This is a genomic window from Reichenbachiella sp. (assembly GCF_965233835.1).
In the GTDB taxonomy this organism is placed as follows: Bacteria; Bacteroidota; Bacteroidia; order Cytophagales; family Cyclobacteriaceae; genus Reichenbachiella.
Genome location: NZ_OZ247585.1, coordinates 4,324,425 through 4,341,209 on the forward strand (window position 1 = coordinate 4,324,425; position 16,785 = coordinate 4,341,209).

Annotated in this window: 14 protein-coding genes; 10 read left to right on the top strand and 4 right to left on the bottom strand. The window is 41.3% G+C overall.

Annotated features, from left to right (window positions below):
* The 5 genes from ACO6S2_RS18395 (at position 1) to ACO6S2_RS18415 (ending at position 7,467) form a co-directional block, all read left to right on the top strand.
* Positions 1-1,584 (top strand): SusD/RagB family nutrient-binding outer membrane lipoprotein, encoded by a 1,584-nt coding sequence (locus ACO6S2_RS18395; protein ID WP_422360025.1) that lies wholly within the window; start codon positions 1-3, stop codon positions 1,582-1,584.
* A gap of 88 nt (positions 1,585-1,672) precedes the next feature.
* A complete protein-coding gene (locus ACO6S2_RS18400; RefSeq protein WP_422360026.1) occupies positions 1,673-2,998 on the top strand; it encodes an aryl-sulfate sulfotransferase in 1,326 nt (441 codons plus the stop codon).
* Positions 2,998-4,188, top strand: a complete 1,191-nt coding sequence (locus tag ACO6S2_RS18405; RefSeq protein WP_422360027.1) for a DUF5009 domain-containing protein — start codon at positions 2,998-3,000, stop codon at positions 4,186-4,188. Before ACO6S2_RS18400 ends, ACO6S2_RS18405 begins: the two co-directional genes overlap by 1 nt.
* Before the next feature lie 303 nt (positions 4,189-4,491).
* Complete coding sequence (locus ACO6S2_RS18410; protein ID WP_422360028.1) at positions 4,492-4,836, top strand: PadR family transcriptional regulator; 345 nt, start codon at positions 4,492-4,494, stop codon at positions 4,834-4,836.
* 6 nt (positions 4,837-4,842) lie between these two features.
* Positions 4,843-7,467 carry an ABC transporter permease gene (locus ACO6S2_RS18415; RefSeq protein ID WP_422360029.1) on the top strand — a complete coding sequence of 875 codons (2,625 nt, stop codon included), beginning with the start codon at positions 4,843-4,845 and terminating at the stop codon, positions 7,465-7,467.
* 64 nt (positions 7,468-7,531) lie between these two features.
* Here the strand turns inward: ACO6S2_RS18415 and ACO6S2_RS18420 are convergent, their stop codons facing one another.
* Positions 7,532-9,067 (bottom strand): beta-N-acetylhexosaminidase, encoded by a 1,536-nt coding sequence (locus ACO6S2_RS18420; protein WP_422360030.1) that lies wholly within the window; start codon positions 9,065-9,067, stop codon positions 7,532-7,534.
* Between the two features lie 201 nt (positions 9,068-9,268).
* On the opposite strand from ACO6S2_RS18420, the gene ACO6S2_RS18425 reads away from it, so the two are divergent.
* Positions 9,269-9,676, top strand: a complete 408-nt coding sequence (locus ACO6S2_RS18425) for a DUF3052 domain-containing protein (protein WP_422360031.1) — start codon at positions 9,269-9,271, stop codon at positions 9,674-9,676.
* Between the two features lie 228 nt (positions 9,677-9,904).
* Entirely contained in the window at positions 9,905-11,278 is a 1,374-nt protein-coding gene (locus tag ACO6S2_RS18430) for a hypothetical protein (protein ID WP_422360032.1), read from the top strand.
* Between the two features lie 100 nt (positions 11,279-11,378).
* On the opposite strand, the gene ACO6S2_RS18435 is transcribed toward ACO6S2_RS18430, so the two are convergent.
* Positions 11,379-11,585, bottom strand: coding sequence for a hypothetical protein (locus tag ACO6S2_RS18435; protein WP_422360033.1), 207 nt, complete (start codon positions 11,583-11,585; stop codon positions 11,379-11,381).
* Between the two features lie 299 nt (positions 11,586-11,884).
* Here ACO6S2_RS18435 and ACO6S2_RS18440 point away from each other — a divergent pair, with 299 nt between their 5' ends.
* A complete protein-coding gene (locus tag ACO6S2_RS18440) occupies positions 11,885-12,922 on the top strand; it encodes a helix-turn-helix domain-containing protein (RefSeq protein WP_422360034.1) in 1,038 nt (345 codons plus the stop codon).
* Between the two features lie 3 nt (positions 12,923-12,925).
* Here the strand turns inward: ACO6S2_RS18440 and ACO6S2_RS18445 are convergent, their stop codons facing one another.
* The gene (locus ACO6S2_RS18445; protein ID WP_422360035.1) at positions 12,926-13,510 is read right to left on the bottom strand and encodes a C-type lectin domain-containing protein; all 585 of its coding nucleotides are present in this window, start codon (positions 13,508-13,510) and stop codon (positions 12,926-12,928) included.
* Positions 13,511-13,868: 358 nt separating this feature from the next.
* Between ACO6S2_RS18445 and ACO6S2_RS18450 the strand changes: the two genes are divergently transcribed.
* On the top strand, positions 13,869-14,288 hold the full coding sequence (locus ACO6S2_RS18450; RefSeq protein WP_422360036.1) for a nuclear transport factor 2 family protein: 420 nt from the start codon (positions 13,869-13,871) through the stop codon (positions 14,286-14,288).
* A gap of 7 nt (positions 14,289-14,295) precedes the next feature.
* On the opposite strand, the gene ACO6S2_RS18455 is transcribed toward ACO6S2_RS18450, so the two are convergent.
* The gene (locus ACO6S2_RS18455; protein WP_422360037.1) at positions 14,296-16,071 is read right to left on the bottom strand and encodes a toll/interleukin-1 receptor domain-containing protein; all 1,776 of its coding nucleotides are present in this window, start codon (positions 16,069-16,071) and stop codon (positions 14,296-14,298) included.
* Between the two features lie 139 nt (positions 16,072-16,210).
* Between ACO6S2_RS18455 and ACO6S2_RS18460 the strand changes: the two genes are divergently transcribed.
* Positions 16,211-16,780, top strand: a complete 570-nt coding sequence (locus tag ACO6S2_RS18460; RefSeq protein WP_422360038.1) for a peptidylprolyl isomerase — start codon at positions 16,211-16,213, stop codon at positions 16,778-16,780.
* Positions 16,781-16,785 lie beyond the last annotated feature (5 nt).

Genomic DNA, 16,785 nt, shown 5'->3' on the forward strand with positions numbered 1-16,785 from the left:
ATGAAAATAATTAACATAAAATATTGGCTGCTTTTTGCAGTTATCAGTTGGTCTTGTACAGACGATTTCGACGAAATCAATACAGACCCCAATGCCTATAATGAAATCGATCCTAGCTTTCAACTAGCCAAAGTACAGCTTGACCTGTCTGGTAAAAGAGAAGAAGCCTGGAGATATGACCTCGGTATTACTTCATCCATGATTCAGCATTTTAGTGGGTCTTGGTGGTGCCAGCACGGCGCACAATACCGAGTGGTGGAACAGAGCCATTGGTACTCTCTATGGGAAGAATCTTATCCTCGAGATGCCAAGAACGTTCAGAGTATAATTGATGCCACTGTTGATGATCCCGAGCAGGTAAACATCAATTCGGCTGCCAGAATTATGAAGGTATTGATCTATTCAAAAATTACCGACTTATATGGTGACATCCCATACTCTCAGGCTGTCAAAGGTTTTACAGAAGGCATCCTCACACCCGTTTATGATAGTCAAGAAGACATCTATACTGATTTCTTCAAAGAATTGGATGAGGCGGTAGCAGCTTTTGACGACAGTAAAGAAACCATGTCCAGCGATTTATTTTTTGCCGGTGATTTGGAGAAATGGAGAAGGTTCGGAAATTCGTTAAGGTTGAGATTAGGTTTTCGATTAACCAAAATCGACATCGCAGAAGCCGAAACTCAGGTCACAGCAGCCATTGCTGGTGGTTTGATGCAGAGTAACGATGACAATGCCATTATGCTTCACAGTGATTTTTCGTATTCCTCTACAGAAAATCGAGGCAATGGCAGATCCCAAGTATTTAATGCTTCAGCCAATTCTGAAGGTTTCCGATTGACCAACACGCTGGTGGACTTTTTGAAGAATACTGGAGATCCCCGATTATCTATCTATGGAGGAACCTATACGGCTCCAAAAGGTGACCCTACACGGTTGGACGTTACTCCTCATTTGCAAGAAGGTATCGTTCATGGTGCACTTTGGTGGAATCTTTGGTCAGACTATGGCGACTTATATGATGAAGATGCCAATTATGTAGCCTATGTGGCACATGTCAATAAATACATGCAACCAAGTGATTATATCACTGCAAACGATGCGCCTTACTTTCATCTGACCTACGCAGAGGTAGAAATGTTTTTGACTGAGGCAGCTGCCAGAGGTTGGACCGCTGATGCCGCCACACACTGGGAAAATGGAGTAAGAGCAGGTATGCAACATGTGGGTATGTATCCGGGAGCACCGGCGATCACGGAAACTCAAATAACTGATTTCTTAGCTGCGAATCCATTGCCAGCTGCTACAGAAGATCAAATCAGAGTGGCCAACGAGCAACTGTGGCTCATTTACTTCATGAATGGTACGGAGGCCTACGCCAATTACAGAAGGTCTGGTTACCCAGAGCTGGTACCATTCACCAATGTAGAATGGTACTATAGCGGTACCGATGGTGTCATGCCCAGACGTTTTTTCTACCCGGAATTTGAGGCACAAAACAATCCGACCAACTATGAGGATGCGATCAGCAGAATTGGTGGTACCAATAACATAATGACACCAGTATGGTGGGATAAACAATAACATTAACGCTTATTCATAGACTTAGAAGGGTCTTGTGATAGATTTTAGCATATTCTTAACGGACCTTTCTTTGTACTTTTTCTAATCAATGAATAATAGAATACTAGAAGTAGCGGTGGGAATTTGCCTGCTCGTTTCATGCTCAGACAGTGAGAGGACTTCATTACCTGAAATTGAAACGACGCAGGTGAATATCTACCCTTCTATTGGAAAAACAGCTAAAATAGAAGTATCACTCAGCCAGCCGCATCAGCTTTTCATAGACTATTGGGAAACAAACCAGCCCGACAACCAAAAAACCTTAAATGTATCAGAGAGCAAAGATCTACACGCCAGCATACTGCTTAGTCATTTAAAAGAAAGTACGGCCTACAGCTATGCCATCCGATTTGGAGATGAGAACATTGAAGCCAACAATATACAAGATTTCCACACCTTCGAACGCCCGGAGGCAGTCGATCTTTTCTACGATGAAACAAAAAACCAGATTGAAACCAATCTTGATGGTTATTTTCTCTTCCATAGATCTGGACACCCTTCTGTCATTCTATTGGTGGATGGGCATGGACAAGTCGTCTGGTATCGCACCTCACCTAATATGATTAAGGTGGCTAACCTAACCCATCGAAATACTATCCTGAGTATTGAAAGCAGCACGGACCAAGGGTTTTCTGATGGGGATCGAATACTGGAGACCAATCTGGCAGGAGACACACTGCTCCTACTAAATTATGGCGAGAACGATTTTATAAAAACTCCTCATCACGACATATTTCTTTCTGAAGACAACCATATCGTCTATCTCACCCAAGAAACACAAGACGAGTTTAGTGGAGATGGTATTTTGGTCTTAGACAGAAACGGAAAAAAAGTTTGGCAATGGTCCTCATTTTCTGAGTTTACTAATCCAGACCTGACTACCTATGTTCAGCCTTGGAGTAATTCAATTATTGAAGACGAGACAGCCTATTATGTATCGTTTAGAGCCTTGTCTCAAGTTTGGAAAATCAACAAGCAGAGCCGACAGGTAGATTGGAAACTTGGAGCCGATGGAGATTTTCAACTAAGTAACAACTCCGAATTTATGTTCCAACATTTTGCGCATTTCAACCACAACGGTGACTTGTTGCTTTTTGATAATGGAGCCTCGGAAAATAGACCATATTCCCGTATCTTGTCCCTTCGTTTGGCAGATCAAAACCAAACACTCTCACCCAAAACAAATATTCAGTTGCCTGAATCTTATTTCTCTCCATTCATGGGGAGTGTTCAGCAATTGAACTCAGAAGAATTCTTAGTCTGTAGTGCCACCAATGGCGTAATCCTGAATATCAACCATTCAGGTCAAGTCAATTGGAAACTTACCGCGGAGGACAGAATGTATCGTTGTGTTTATATAGAAAATTTATTTTAATGACAATCAAAGAAAATTTGTACAGTGGGCGCATCGTCTCAATCGATGCTTTTAGAGGGATTACCATTCTGGTAATGATATTTGTGAATGAGTTGGCGGGTGTGTCCGATGTACCTCAGTGGATGAAACACATGCCTGCCGAGGCCGACGCGATGACTTTTGTTGACCTGGTATTTCCTGCCTTCTTATTTATTGTGGGAATGTCCGTTCCATTTGCCTTCAATGCCAGGCTTGCCAAAGGCGATCAACCTTTAGTCATTTGGAAACACACCCTCAAGCGTTCGCTGGCTCTCATTGTTATGGGCCTGTTTATGGTAAATGCTGAATACGGATACAATAAAGCACAAATGCTAATCTCTCCAGCCCTTTGGGCATTTTTTGCCTACACCTTACCCATACCTGTTTGGAATAAATATGGTAAAGATTTCCCCACACTTTGGAAAAACGCGCTTCAGTACGGAGGCATGCTCGGATTTGTAGCGTTGTACTTTCTTTACATTCAAGACAATGGCCAAATGGGCATGACCCAAAAATGGTGGGGAATTTTAGGACTCATAGGCTGGGCGTACCTGTTCACGGTAGTGTTCTACTGGTTCAGCAATGGCAATCTAAAAGCCATAATCGCCTTCTTCGTGATCAGTGTTATAGCCAACTGTTTCACCCAAACCGATGGTTTGGCCATCAATGAATTGGGATGGTTCAAATTCATTGCCGGGCATTTGACACATGTCACCCTTGTCAGTGCCGGTGTTATCATATCACTACTTTTCTTTGACGGAAAAAATGGAGCAATTGTCAATTGGAAAGTTATTGGGTTTGGCTTGCTCTTCTTCTTGGCTGGGTACTTACTGAGACCTTACTATGAAGTATCAAAAATTAGAGGTACACCTTCCTGGACCTTGTATTCGGCCGGTCTTTGTACCTTCATCTACTACGCCTTATACTGGCTGATGGAAATAAGAAAGAAAACAGCATGGAGTGAATTCTTTATGCCTGCTGCCGCCAACCCCTTATTGATTTACATTCTACCAGGTATCATTATCTATTTCAATCTAGCCATTGACCTAAAAATAATTCCAGCATATTTTGGAAGCGGTATCCCTGGTATCTTGTGGTGTGCAGTCTTTTCTGTGATCATGCTTTATGTGATGAAAATTTTTAACAAATTTAACATCAGGCTACATCTGTAAAGTCCATTGCATATAAGTTAGCATTCAATAATTATTAGAAATAACATAGTAATAACAAGCAACTAAACTGTTGTTTGTAACTTGCCCAAGAAAAATGGGAGTCTAAGCCCATTTATCATGCCTTTTAATGCCGCTACCTTCGGGTAGCGGCATTTATTTTATCCAGTGCATTAACCGCGACTCCTTAAATCAAGGCGCCTACCAGTGCATCTTATCCAAAAACTCTTATTTTTTATTTATTACTAGATTGTAGAACAAAAAGATTTTACCTTCGTATTTGTTCTACAATCTAGTATTAATGTTATGAATGAATCACGATTAGGAGAATTCGAAGAAGTCATCCTGCTTTTAGTTGGTATTTTAGGCGAGCAAGCCTACGCCTTCAATATTGCACAAGAGTTTGAATCTCAAACTAAAAAGAGTACGGCCATTGGAGCGGTGCATTCCACGCTGAGTCGATTGGCCGACAAAGGTTTTTTAACCTCAGCTATGGGAGGCGCTACTACCGAACGAGGTGGGAGACGAAAGAGGATCTACTCCATTACCGCGGAGGGAGAACAAGTATTGGCCAATGCGCGCGAGCTCAGACTTTCGCTTTGGAACCAATACCCTAAATTTTCCGAAGGAACACTCAGTTTTCACTTTTGATACAAAATGTCTGAATCTGTTCCATCACCACCTTGGTTGGCATCAAAGATCCTGTCTTGGATGCTGAAATCAGATCTATATGAAGAGGTCTCTGGGGATTTGTATGAGCAATTCATCTATACACTAGAACACAACAACTCAAAAAAAGCAAAACTCAACTACTGGTATCAGGTACTGAACTACATCAGACCTTTTGCCCTTAAAAAAACCAAGTCAAAACACTCAAACCACACTACTATGTTTAAAAGTTATTTACTCATTGCATTCAGAAATTTGCGCAAACACCGTTTTCACAACAGCCTCAATATTCTGAGCCTGGCCATAGGGTTTGCTGCCTGTCTGGCTATTTATTTATTCATTGAAGATGAAAAATCTTTCGATCAACATAGTAAAAAGGACAACATCTATCGGCTCTGTGAAGTTCAGAGCTTCCCTGGTACCAAGGTACAAAATGTGGCCTTGTCTATGGCCGGTATGGGACCTTCATTTTTGACGGATTTCCCAGAAGTGGAACAGTTCACTAGACTCTGGGGACAAGGCAAACTAGTCTGGAAAACTAATGGAGAGTCCTTTCCTATTGATAATGCAATTTTTGCTGATAGTACCTTTCTATCGATGTTTGATTTTCCACTGATCGCTGGCGATCGTCAGAGTGCATTAGACGAACCCTACAGCATTCTTGTGAGTGAATCATCCGCAAAAACCATATTTGGGCATACCAATGTCATTGGAGAAGTATTAGAAATGAGTGGCGATCATTTCAAGATTACCGGAGTATTAGCTGATATCCCAGACAATTCGCACCTTCAATTCAAAATTGTCATTTCGGTGACCTCTATAACCCATCGGAATAAAGACTTCAATGAGAGGTGGGGAAGCAATTTTCTCGTTACCTACTTACAGTTAAGTCCACAAGCCGATCTTGAAGATATGACTAAAAGGTATCCTGAATTTTTGACGAAGAATTCAGGAAATGAAGACATCAATGAATACTTGAAAATATTTCTGCAGCGGCTAGATGAAGTGCACCTGGGCTCCACGGACATTGAACACGATTATTTGAACCACAGAAAGTTTAACGGTAGCTACCTCAATGTTTTCTGGCTAGTTGGTGTATTTATCCTCATCATTGCCTCGGTCAATTTTATGAATCTGACTATAGCTCGTTCGGGTACTCGGCTTAAAGAAATCGGAGTTCGAAAGTCTATTGGCGCGTATAAGGATCAGCTTTTTTGGCAGTTTATCACAGAATCAGTTCTGATGACATTTTGTGCCTTGCTCTTGTCAATTTTCATTACCTGGCTTGGTCTCGGCTTCCTAAATCAGTTGATTGATCGACAGCTTAGTCTATTTCCGATTTTTTCTAACGTAACGGTTTTGATTTTAATGCTGGGTATTACTTTGCTGCTAGGCGTACTTACCGGTCTATATCCTTCTTTGTACATGGCTGACTTCAGACCAGCGACTATCCTGAGAGGCACAACAAAAACAGGTGGCAAATCTGTTTTTAGAAGCACTCTTATCATCACACAGTTTAGTCTGGCCATTGCCATGATTGTGGCCACTTTAGCGGTATTGAACCAACTAAATTACATGAGAGACAAGGATAAAGGTTTTAATACTGACCATGTTTTGCTTGTGGATATGGACAGAACGGCGAATGAAAAATACGATCTTCTCAAACAACGTCTACTGGAAAATAGTAATATCCTTGGGGTAACAGCTTCTGGCCAAAGACTAGGCAGTAACTTTCACCAATGGGGTGCCAAAGTTGAAGTAGATACGGGCCTTTTCGAATTTACCCCTTCCAACCTCAGGGTACATTTTGACTATTTGGATGTATATGATATTGATTTGATTGAAGGGCGAAATTTTGATGAATCTAGACAATCTGACGACGGTATGGCTTTTATCATTAATGAAGCCTTTGCCAAAGAGCTTGGCGTTGATAACCCTGTAGGCAGGAGAATGGGGCATAGCTGGTATCACAACGACTCTCTGGGTCAGATTATCGGATTAACCAAGAATTTCAATTTCAACTCCTTACATCATAAGGTCAATACCCTTGCTCTTGTTGTCACTTCTGAGGGGCACTTCGGAGAAATGTCGTTAAAACTAAACGGAAGTAATATTCAATCGAGCCTCAACCACTTGGAACAGGTTTGGCAAGAAATCATTCCCGAATACCCATTAGATTATTCTTTCCTTGAAGATCATATGAATGACCTCTACAAGAGTGATCAGCAGATGAGTGCGGTCATTTCGATTATAGCTTTTCTGAGCATCTTCATTGGATGTATGGGACTGTTTGGATTATCGGCGCTAGCCACTGAAAGACGTATGAAAGAAATTGGCGTACGAAAAGTGCTAGGAGCAAATATTGGTAATCTCTTCCTAACCTTATCCAAGCATTTTGCAATACTTATACTGGTATCCTTTGCGATCGCAGCACCTCTAACCTATTTCTCACTTTCCCAATGGCTTGAAAATTTTGCTTTCCGGACGGAACTCAATTTGAGTCTGTTCGCGATCGCTGGGTTAGCAGCGCTCACTATTGCTTTGCTAACTATTTCGTATCATATCATCAAGGCGGCGCAAATTAACCCAGTGGAGTCACTGAGGTATGAGTAGAAGCAAAAGTTAAGACTAAACATAAGTGAGGCAAACACACTTATGTTTAGTCTTAAGGTTATTGTCAATTGATCGAATCTTGCTTTCCCCAGTTAACCACAGGAGAACGATAGAAGCCAATTCCTTCTGATTCGAAACGAGGGGCATGGGCTGCCAACCTACTACGATATTCATCCCAATTTCTAATAGACTGAGGTGCCCAACTAATCTCGGCATATCCGGGTAGTCTAGGAAAAACCAAATACTCGATATCCTTCATGCTTTCTACGGTCTCGGTCCAGAGTGGCGCTTCAATACCATAGATCAGTTTAGCTGGTACAGTGGCGTTGATGGTATCCGGATCCCAATTGTACGCCTGATCCACTTCGATCAAGGCCGCCCAGTCGTAACCTATATGACTGGTACTGTCATATTTCATATCCATATAAGTCAGCTTCGCTGGTGATAAAATGATTCTGTTACCATTTTCCGCAGCTTTGGAGGCATTGCCCGCACTGTTCCACTGCTGCACCACAGTTTCCTTCTCTATTTCGCCCTGAGCGATTTCATCCCAGCCCATCATGGTTTTGCCATGCTTAGATACGATTTGCTGAACCCGGGAAATGAAATAGATATAATCCTCCTTCTCGGTGGCATGGCTCTCATCTCCACCGATATGAATGAACGGACCAGGTGTGATAGCTGCTAATTCCTCTACGACAGCATCCACAAACTCATAAGTGGCTTCGCTATCCGTACACAAAGTGCTAAAGCCCACTTTGGTACCCGTGTATAGTTCTCCGGCCTTTCCATCACAGTTTAGCTTTGGGTAAGAAGCCAACGCGGCTTGCGTATGACCCGGTAAATCGATTTCCGGAACAATAGTGATGAATCGATCTGCTGCGTACTGCACTATATCTTGATACTGCTCCTGGGTGTAGAAACCACCTTCTCCTCCGCCGACTTCTGTGGACCCTCCAATAGCTGTGAGTTCCGGTTTGGATTTTATTTCTATTCTCCAACCCTGGTCATCCGTAAGGTGCAGGTGCAAGACATTAAATTTATAAGTCGCCAGAAAATCAATGTATCGCTTTACATCCTCCACTCCGAAAAAATGTCTGGACACATCCAACATGGAGCCTCTGTGCTCATATCTCGGGTAATCTCGAATAGTGCCTGTAGCTAACTCAACAGGTTTATCTGAAGATAACGGAATGAGCTGCTGCAAAGTCTGCAGTCCATGAAACACGCCATGTGCATGATTGGCGGATATTGTAATGCTGTTTTCGGAGATGTTCATCAAATAGCCTTCCTGACCCAGTTGTTGGTCATTAGCACCTAGAGACAGTGCAATGTCAGCCTTTTGACCCATAGCCATTTTCATTCCCGGTTGGACTTCAATGAAATAATCTGCTACACCTTGTAAGGTAGAATCCGAAATTTGAATGGTAGCCTCAGTGCTTAGCTGAAAGCGTCCACCAGTACCAGCAATCTCCACAGGGTGAGGGATGAGATTGTGATCGGCCAGATCAGTGGGTGGTTTGGTTTCGCAACTGCCTACCAAGAATAAGATACTCAAGGCTAAACCCAGGGCATAGGAATACTTCGATTCTAAATTCATAAATTCGATTCGTTTTAATTGTAAGAAAATTAGAACTAGAAGTTTTGGAGTGGGAATGAAAACCGATATACGCTTTTGTATTTTGACTTTCAGACTTTAAATATCGGTCATTTATGTGAAAAAAATGAGCGATATCATTTTTTCTGCTAGTGACTCCCCATGAATTCTTGCTATCTTTAAGATTCACTCTACCGATCTACAATGACCGCCGGATACTCCTCCACACCGTTAGCGAAAAAGCTTGGTATCAGATCAGCTTTCAAAGTGCACCTGGTCAACGAACCAGCGCACTATCGTAGCCTGTTCTCTGACTGGCCTGAACTGGTGGAAAAAGTAGATACGCCAGACAAGGAATCTCTAGATTTCATTCATGTGTTTTGCAAGGAAGAAAATGATCTGAAAGAAGCCGCTAAACAAATTCCGCTACTCAAGAAAAACGGCATCCTTTGGGTCAGTTGGGTAAAGCTCTCTTCCAAACTCCCCTCGTGCTTCAAAGAAAATCATATCCGGGACTTTATGCTGGACGCCGGGCTGGTAGATGTAAAAGTAGCCGCCATAGACGCCGACTGGAGTGGGCTGAAGTTTATGTACCGACTGAAGGATCGGTAGGCGATTTTGGAATCCTTTCAGCAATCAACTATTATTGTTAAGCAGCCCTTCTGAGAAAAATCAATTTTATGTACTAAGAGCTACGCTGAAAATCAGGGTAGTTGAAAGGTAAATAACAGCCATACTGTGATCATTTATTTCGATCTTTGGAAGATAACGATCATATGCCAAGGGCATCCCTTTGGGAAAGGTGCCGTTATTTACTAGTTACCTGCAATAATCACTTCGATGAAAATCACCAAAGTAATTTCATACAAAGGAGCTTGGGATGAGCTCGTTCAGAATCATCAACAAGAAATTGACGATATAGAAAACTGCCTAGAGCCGTTCTTCACCTATATCAACACTTCGGATTCGGAGATGGATAGAAAAAATCCTAGATATCTATTTGAAGAAAAACTCTCAGAAAGAGGTTGGACCATAATTGATAAGCCTCATTTTTCTTCAACTGGCCAAAGAATTAACATCGGAAAGTTAATTGGGCCGGTAAAGAACGAAGTTTCTGCAACAGTCGGGGTTAGCACTTTAATAATTCATGACTTAAGTAGATGGCTATTTCATCAAACTACACTTGCCATAAAATATGGGGTAATCAAGATACCAATCTTGTTAGTACCATCACCTGATTTAGCTTCAGGTGTAAAGAACAAATGGTACTATCGTTCCAATTTTGATATTTTCCATAGACAATTGGACTTACTTGCGCCACTAAGTCATCCTTTTAAATTTGTGATAGCCTCGTATTCAAATCAACTTTCAATAAATAATATTGATGTTATTGAAATTGAATCCGACCCAAATGTAAATAGCAAAAGAATTATCGATAGGTGTATCGAATTCCCACCTGAATATCATCAAGCTGGTTTAAGTATTCTAAACTTTTTTGGAACATATCTTAGAGAAAATTACCCTGAAGAAGAAGCAAAAGTGAGAATCGAACAAGATGGTTTGAGGGTTAGACTAATAATCGAAAAAGATGATGGAGAATCAGAAGTTGTTGAAAAGGCATTACAGGAGTATGAACTTATAGTAACTGGAAAAGAATCTCCTGAAAAATTTGCAACCAGTGAAATTCTTATTCTTGAATTAAAAAATGAATTGAGAATGGCTCAATTTAGAATTGATTCTCAGAGGGATATTATTAGTCTTCAAAACTCAAGAATAGATAAATTAATAGGCATAGTCGGTGACGGACTTTCGAACAAAGCACCAATCAGTATTGATTTTAGACCTTCAATATCTACATCAAGTAGTGTGATATTAAATGATAAGATAAGTACTGCGATTGGAACAATAAATGAATTGAAGAACATGCTTCCTACCTCCAGTCCAGCGTTTCTAGCTCTAAACGATCTTGAAGGTTCTCTTGAAGCAATTGAAAGTGAAAAGGAACCAGAAATAGTCAAAAATTCAACCGCCCTAAACAAGTTCAAAAAGATAATAGACAATATGGCTGATGGTAATACGGAACTTGGAAAAGCAATCAAGGTAGCTGAATCAGGTTGGGAATTATTTAAAGACCTATCAGGTAAATACAATCGAATCGCTGAATGGTGTGGATTGCCACAAGTACCATCTGTATTCACAAATAAATGCAGGTAACAAATGATATAGCACATGCCATATCTGGACGTTACCACTACATAAACAGGAGTACGCGACCGACGCACTCCCCTGTTGTTTTTCAATGGGAAGCCCAAACCTAGTTGCGAGTAAATCCAAAGACATTTGGAGCGAAAGTCGCATCCAAGCCCATACCCACAGCAGCTTGTTGCATTTCTTGAGGGGCTTCTCCGCAGAAAAGGAACTCCCCTGGATCTGCTACTTGGATCAATTCAGGCCAATGCGCCCCAGCGGTGGTTCCTAAGTGAAACCCAACCGCCAAAGCACCTGGCTCAGTCTCATTCATTTGCTTAGTGACATCTTCGTAAATGCCCTCTCTGGTCGTAGGTTAAGCGAAGCGATCCTAGGACCTGTTTTTTTGAGAAAGGGCGTCCGCCCGATTGAAACCTTTAAGGTAGAACTTCCATTCTGACCCCGATCGAGCGAACGCTCTATTTGTTTTGAGTCCTGGCGGACGCTACGACCAGAGGGTTAGAAACATTTCCGCACACCAAAGACCATCCCACAAGTGTAAAATGAGATAACCAAGTATACGGTTTTTGATTTTTTAGACTGTTGTACCATCAGTCATAAAAAGTATACTTTATGGAAGCACTGCCTAAACTTATAATCAATCTCAATGTTGTATTCTTCACTGCTATATTAGGAGCGGCCCTGATTCAAAAGGGCAAGTTTCATCAGAAGTTCACTTTCTTGGGTTGGTATTTTTTTAGTTGGGGTTTTTATGTGATCTCCAACCTCCTCACGACCCTTCAGAACAGTGATATCATGTGGATTCGCAACTTTACTTTTCAAGGCATGTGGTTTTGGGGCCCATTAATATATTTATTCACGGTAGCCAATTCTAATGTTGATGTTTCAGATGAGAGAGTAAAAAAGATAATACACCCTGTCATTGTACTTTCCATCATCTGCGTATTCATTGAGTTTACCTTTGTGGAATGGTTGAATCAACACTGGAAGCCCTATTTTCAAGCCATCATGGTGTATCAGCTATATTATATTTGGAAAGCCATTGTTTGCTTTAGAGGGCACCGATCAGCAGAAGGCATGCGCTTATGGGAGTCCCTGCTTATTTATGGATGCACGGCCGTAGTCGTCATTCGAATTATTATTACCATCCTTCTGTATTTTGATCCGATAGATAACAAAACCTATCTAGTTTTCTTTAGTATAATCAGCACTTCAATAATTAGTTATTTGGCTCTTGTATTGATATTGACAGTAAGCAAGTCTGCTCATTTTCCAAAAAATAGAAGCAGCCCATTAGACAATGATCCAATATATAAGCTAATACTCAATGAGATCGATAGTTTCATGCAAAATGCAAAGCTGTTCAAGAAGTCGGATTTGAGTATTAATTCACTTGGCGATTTAACCAATCATAAGCCCTATTTGATTTCCAAAGCTATAAACACCGTAAACCAGAAGACTTTTTTTGAATATGTAAATGACTACCGAATAAACTATGTCTTAGAAGAGTTGAATGAGCAAAACCCGGCCAAGCACACCATCGAACAAATCATGTACTCAGCCGGGTTTAATTCCAGATCTTCTTTCTATACAGAGTTTAAGAAACGTACGGGGGTGACACCCCTCAAGTATCAAAAACTTGTGTGTTGACTTTTAGTATTCAATAAGAAAGTAAAGTCTGTTCGAATCTCTTAAATCGTTCCATTGCCCTGCCGTTCCTAATGGCCAATCGGTAAGTGCCAATCCCAGGCCATCTTGATTATCGTTAAAATCATCAGGCTCATCACCCCAGTTGTTGTATAATCCTCCAACAACAGATCCGTCTGCTAATCCAGCCCAAAACTGGGCACCACTACCATCATCATTTCCATCCCATTTCCATTCTCCTTCTGCATTGATATCATTTCCGCCAATCCAAACATAGGAAGCTCCCCCTCCATCGCTTGCCGTGGTTCTTGTTAAGGTGATACCCGCATTTTTAGAAAGCTCTGTATATAGGGTATTTTGCTCTTCTTGTGAATTAATTTCAGCCAAATACCCTCCTTGCTCTTTGGCATATGCGGCAGCCTCCTTCCATGACATCTTCTCTAGAATCACCTCATATTCAGTTTCGTTATACGTAAACGAATAACTTTCTAAAGTAGAAGTTCCATCATCTTGTGGTTCGTCCCCTTCATCATCTGAGCAGGAAATCATTGCCATTAAGATGGTCATTGTAATAAGTCGTAAATTGTTCATAGTCATAGTTATTATAGTTTTTTTGAACAATTGTAGGTTCGAGAGCCCGTGTCTCAGTTCGTTTTTAGAAACTCGAACAAAAAAATTCACCTACATGAACCGAAACAAACGCTAGTGTATAAAGTGTATCGCATGAAAATTTTAAATACCGGAGACACTTCGAACACCTTTCGTTTGATATGTAATAGATTCCTATCAGATCACACCAATAAATGGCCTATTTATTGTCACATTACCCATGTTTGTAACATTCCTACCGTCTAATGCTTGATGGCAACAACAGACTAATTAATTTCGAACGGCTCTCTCAATTGAGGCCAGTTACATATAATTGATAAACTAACCTTTTCACTTACCCATGCACTCAGCAATCATTGACAACTTCAAGAATTACTTCACACAGATGAAATTCGATTACTCCGATGCTCTGAATGATATATATTCGGATCATGTCGTGTTCAAAGATCCAATTCACGAAATAGAAGGAGTTAAAAACCTTAAGGCCTACTTTGATAAACTGAATGACAATCTGATCGAAGGGTCTTTCCAATTTACTGACGAATCTATAGTTGACAATAAGGCTTACCTAAGTTGGGAAATGCAGGTAAAACTGAAAAGGCCGAAAAAGAGCATAGTGGCCTCTGGAATATCAGTACTTACGTTGGAAGACAAAGTTGTTCATCAAAGAGATTACTTTGATGCCGGAGAAATGTTCTATGAACATATTCCGCTTTTGGGAAGTATCCTCCGCTCCTTAAAGAAGAAAATAGCCGGCTGACTAGCCCTTACTGCACCTCCCAAAGTCTTGCCGTGCGATCACTCGAACCAGTCAGGATTTTTCTACCATCGGGAGTAAAAGCCACGTCATTGATTTGACCTTTGTGTTTGGTGTATCTGCGAAGTTCTTTGCCGTTGAGCGACCAGAGTATAGCGGTATGATCTGCTGAGGCGGTTACTACCTTTTTTCCATCGGGTGAAAAAGCCACGGCATTGACAGGTTTGGTATGACCAATGAGCTTTTTGTTTTTCCGATCTTTCAATCTCCAGATTCTGGCTGTTTTGTCCTTGGAACCCGTGATAATAAACTTGCCATCGGGAGAAAAAGCCACTGAAGTCACCCAATGTATGTGACCAGAAAACTCAGCCACCATATTGCCCTTCATATCCCACATCCGAGCAGTGTGATCATTGGAAGCGGTAAGAATATGCTTGCCATTGGGTGAGAAAGCCACGGCATTGACCCACTCTGTGTGTCCTTGGAAAGATTGCACGAAAGTGCCATCCAGCTTATACAGTCTGGCGGTTTTATCGAATGATGCCGTCGCCAGATATTCGCCATCAGGAGAAAAAGTCACATCGCTCACGTGAAAGGTATGTCCGTTAAACTCACCAATCATCCGACCATTGACATCGTACAACTTGGCCGTTTTATCCCAGGAGCCTGTGGCCATTCGATTGCCATTCGGCGAAAATGCTACCGAAGTCAACCAGTCTGTATGGCCTTTGAGTTCCTCTATCAGATTTCCATTCAGATCCCAAAGCCAGGCAGTATTGTCCCAGCCTTTGGTCAAAATTCTTCTGCCATTTGGAGCTACCGCTACGCTTAGCACTTCCTTAGGTGCGGAGAAAGTCTTTAGCAAATAAGTCCTTTCTACAGGTTTTGCTTTGACCACCGCTTTTGGTCTGGTGCGCTCTGCGATGATTTTTTCTGCTTCACTAGCAAATTTGCCATTGGGCGAAAGCCTCAAATAAACCTTATAACTCACCACAGTATTTTCTTCGTTCGCCTCTTGCCAGGCCTCCTCATCTTTGAGTTCGGCAATTCTGGCGAAAGCCGCGTCCTTATATGTGCCTTTTGGATTTTCCTGGATGTAGGCCTCCAATACAGACACGGAGTTGGCTATCAATGCCTTCTCCCAGCTCTCTGCTTCATGTAGGCTATCTATTTTGAATTCGGCCGTTCGAACATGTTTACCTTCAGGATAGAGTTTCAGATACGCTTGATATCCGTCACTTTTGTTTTCATTAAGGTATGTTTCCCAGTCTCTGGATTCTTGGGTTTTATTTTTGTATTGAATGGATAAAATAAAAGTACTCCAAACCACGAGAAGCATTACTGAAACAAAGGTGACTAAATTTCTGAAAATTTTATCCCTGGTTCTCTGAGGAGGGTGTCCAATCAGGTCATAAATATCACTTAATAAAATTCGAATGTTTTTATCCGCAGCATCACCATTCCAATGCGATAAATTAGTGTAAGTTGATGTAGGTAGGTCATGTTGTTTTTGAACCTCATCGTAGGTCAGAGAAACAATGTTTTTCTTCTTTAAGCCTAGCTGGACCTGCTCTAAAATCGTTTCATTGTTGATGGCACCAGGAGACCAGAGCACAATGATACAATCGGCACTCTTCAAAGCAGATTGTATTTGCGCATCGAAATGTTCGTCATCAGCGATGGCAGACTCCCACCATACTGACCAGCCAAACTCATCGAGTACCTCTGCCAATTGGCGGGCTCGGCGTTTGTCTTCTGGAATATAGCTAATGAATATTTCGCTCAAGGTCAAGAAGTTGTATTCTAAAATTGAATATAAAGATTAATTAGGATAATTACTGAGCAATTTAGCACCTGAGCCTAAAACAAGTAAATATTATCCCCTATCTTTCTTTAGAAAAAAATCATTTTTTATCATAAAAGATATGAGACTAACCTTTGCGCTTTGTTTACTTTCCTTCTTTCTGATTCGATGTGTCGAAAACACTACCAAGTGCAAAATAGAGACTTCACTTGGAGTAATCGAAGTAGAGCTGTATCCGGAAAAAGCACCTCAAACGGTAGCTAATTTTTTAAAATATGTAGATGCAGGACTTTACACCAACTCCAGTTTTTTTCGCGCTTGTACACCTGAAAATGAGGTGGATAGAGAGGTGCGAATAGAAGTCATACAGGGTGGCGATATGCCTGCTGAAAAGGAAATGACTCCTATAGCCATCGAAACTACAGAACAAACAGGCTTACTACATAAAGACGGCACGCTCTCTATGGCTCGAGACACGCCCAATTCAGCCACCTGTAGCTTTTTTATCTGCATTGGAGATCAGCCAGCATTGGACTTTAATGGCGCTAGAAATCCTGACGGTTTCGGTTTTGCTGCTTTTGGTCAGGTGACGCAAGGCATGGAGGTAGTTAAAGAAATTCAAGGACAGAAAGAAGATGGCCAATACTTTATTGAACCGGTTCAAATCCTAAACATCACAAGAATTGATTGATTGGA

Bases quoted from the DNA above. Each gene is read 5' to 3' on its own strand.
- ACO6S2_RS18395 (WP_422360025.1), top strand. From the start codon at position 1: ATGAAAATAATTAACATAAAATATTGGCTGCTTTTTGCAGTTATCAGT.
- ACO6S2_RS18400 (WP_422360026.1), top strand. From the start codon at position 1,673: ATGAATAATAGAATACTAGAAGTAGCGGTGGGAATTTGCCTGCTCGTT.
- ACO6S2_RS18405 (WP_422360027.1), top strand. From the start codon at position 2,998: ATGACAATCAAAGAAAATTTGTACAGTGGGCGCATCGTCTCAATCGAT.
- ACO6S2_RS18410 (WP_422360028.1), top strand. From the start codon at position 4,492: ATGAATGAATCACGATTAGGAGAATTCGAAGAAGTCATCCTGCTTTTA.
- ACO6S2_RS18415 (WP_422360029.1), top strand. From the start codon at position 4,843: ATGTCTGAATCTGTTCCATCACCACCTTGGTTGGCATCAAAGATCCTG.
- ACO6S2_RS18420 (WP_422360030.1), bottom strand. From the start codon at position 9,067: ATGAATTTAGAATCGAAGTATTCCTATGCCCTGGGTTTAGCCTTGAGT.
- ACO6S2_RS18425 (WP_422360031.1), top strand. From the start codon at position 9,269: ATGACCGCCGGATACTCCTCCACACCGTTAGCGAAAAAGCTTGGTATC.
- ACO6S2_RS18430 (WP_422360032.1), top strand. From the start codon at position 9,905: ATGAAAATCACCAAAGTAATTTCATACAAAGGAGCTTGGGATGAGCTC.
- ACO6S2_RS18435 (WP_422360033.1), bottom strand. From the start codon at position 11,585: ATGAATGAGACTGAGCCAGGTGCTTTGGCGGTTGGGTTTCACTTAGGA.
- ACO6S2_RS18440 (WP_422360034.1), top strand. From the start codon at position 11,885: ATGGAAGCACTGCCTAAACTTATAATCAATCTCAATGTTGTATTCTTC.
- ACO6S2_RS18445 (WP_422360035.1), bottom strand. From the start codon at position 13,510: ATGAACAATTTACGACTTATTACAATGACCATCTTAATGGCAATGATT.
- ACO6S2_RS18450 (WP_422360036.1), top strand. From the start codon at position 13,869: ATGCACTCAGCAATCATTGACAACTTCAAGAATTACTTCACACAGATG.
- ACO6S2_RS18460 (WP_422360038.1), top strand. From the start codon at position 16,211: ATGAGACTAACCTTTGCGCTTTGTTTACTTTCCTTCTTTCTGATTCGA.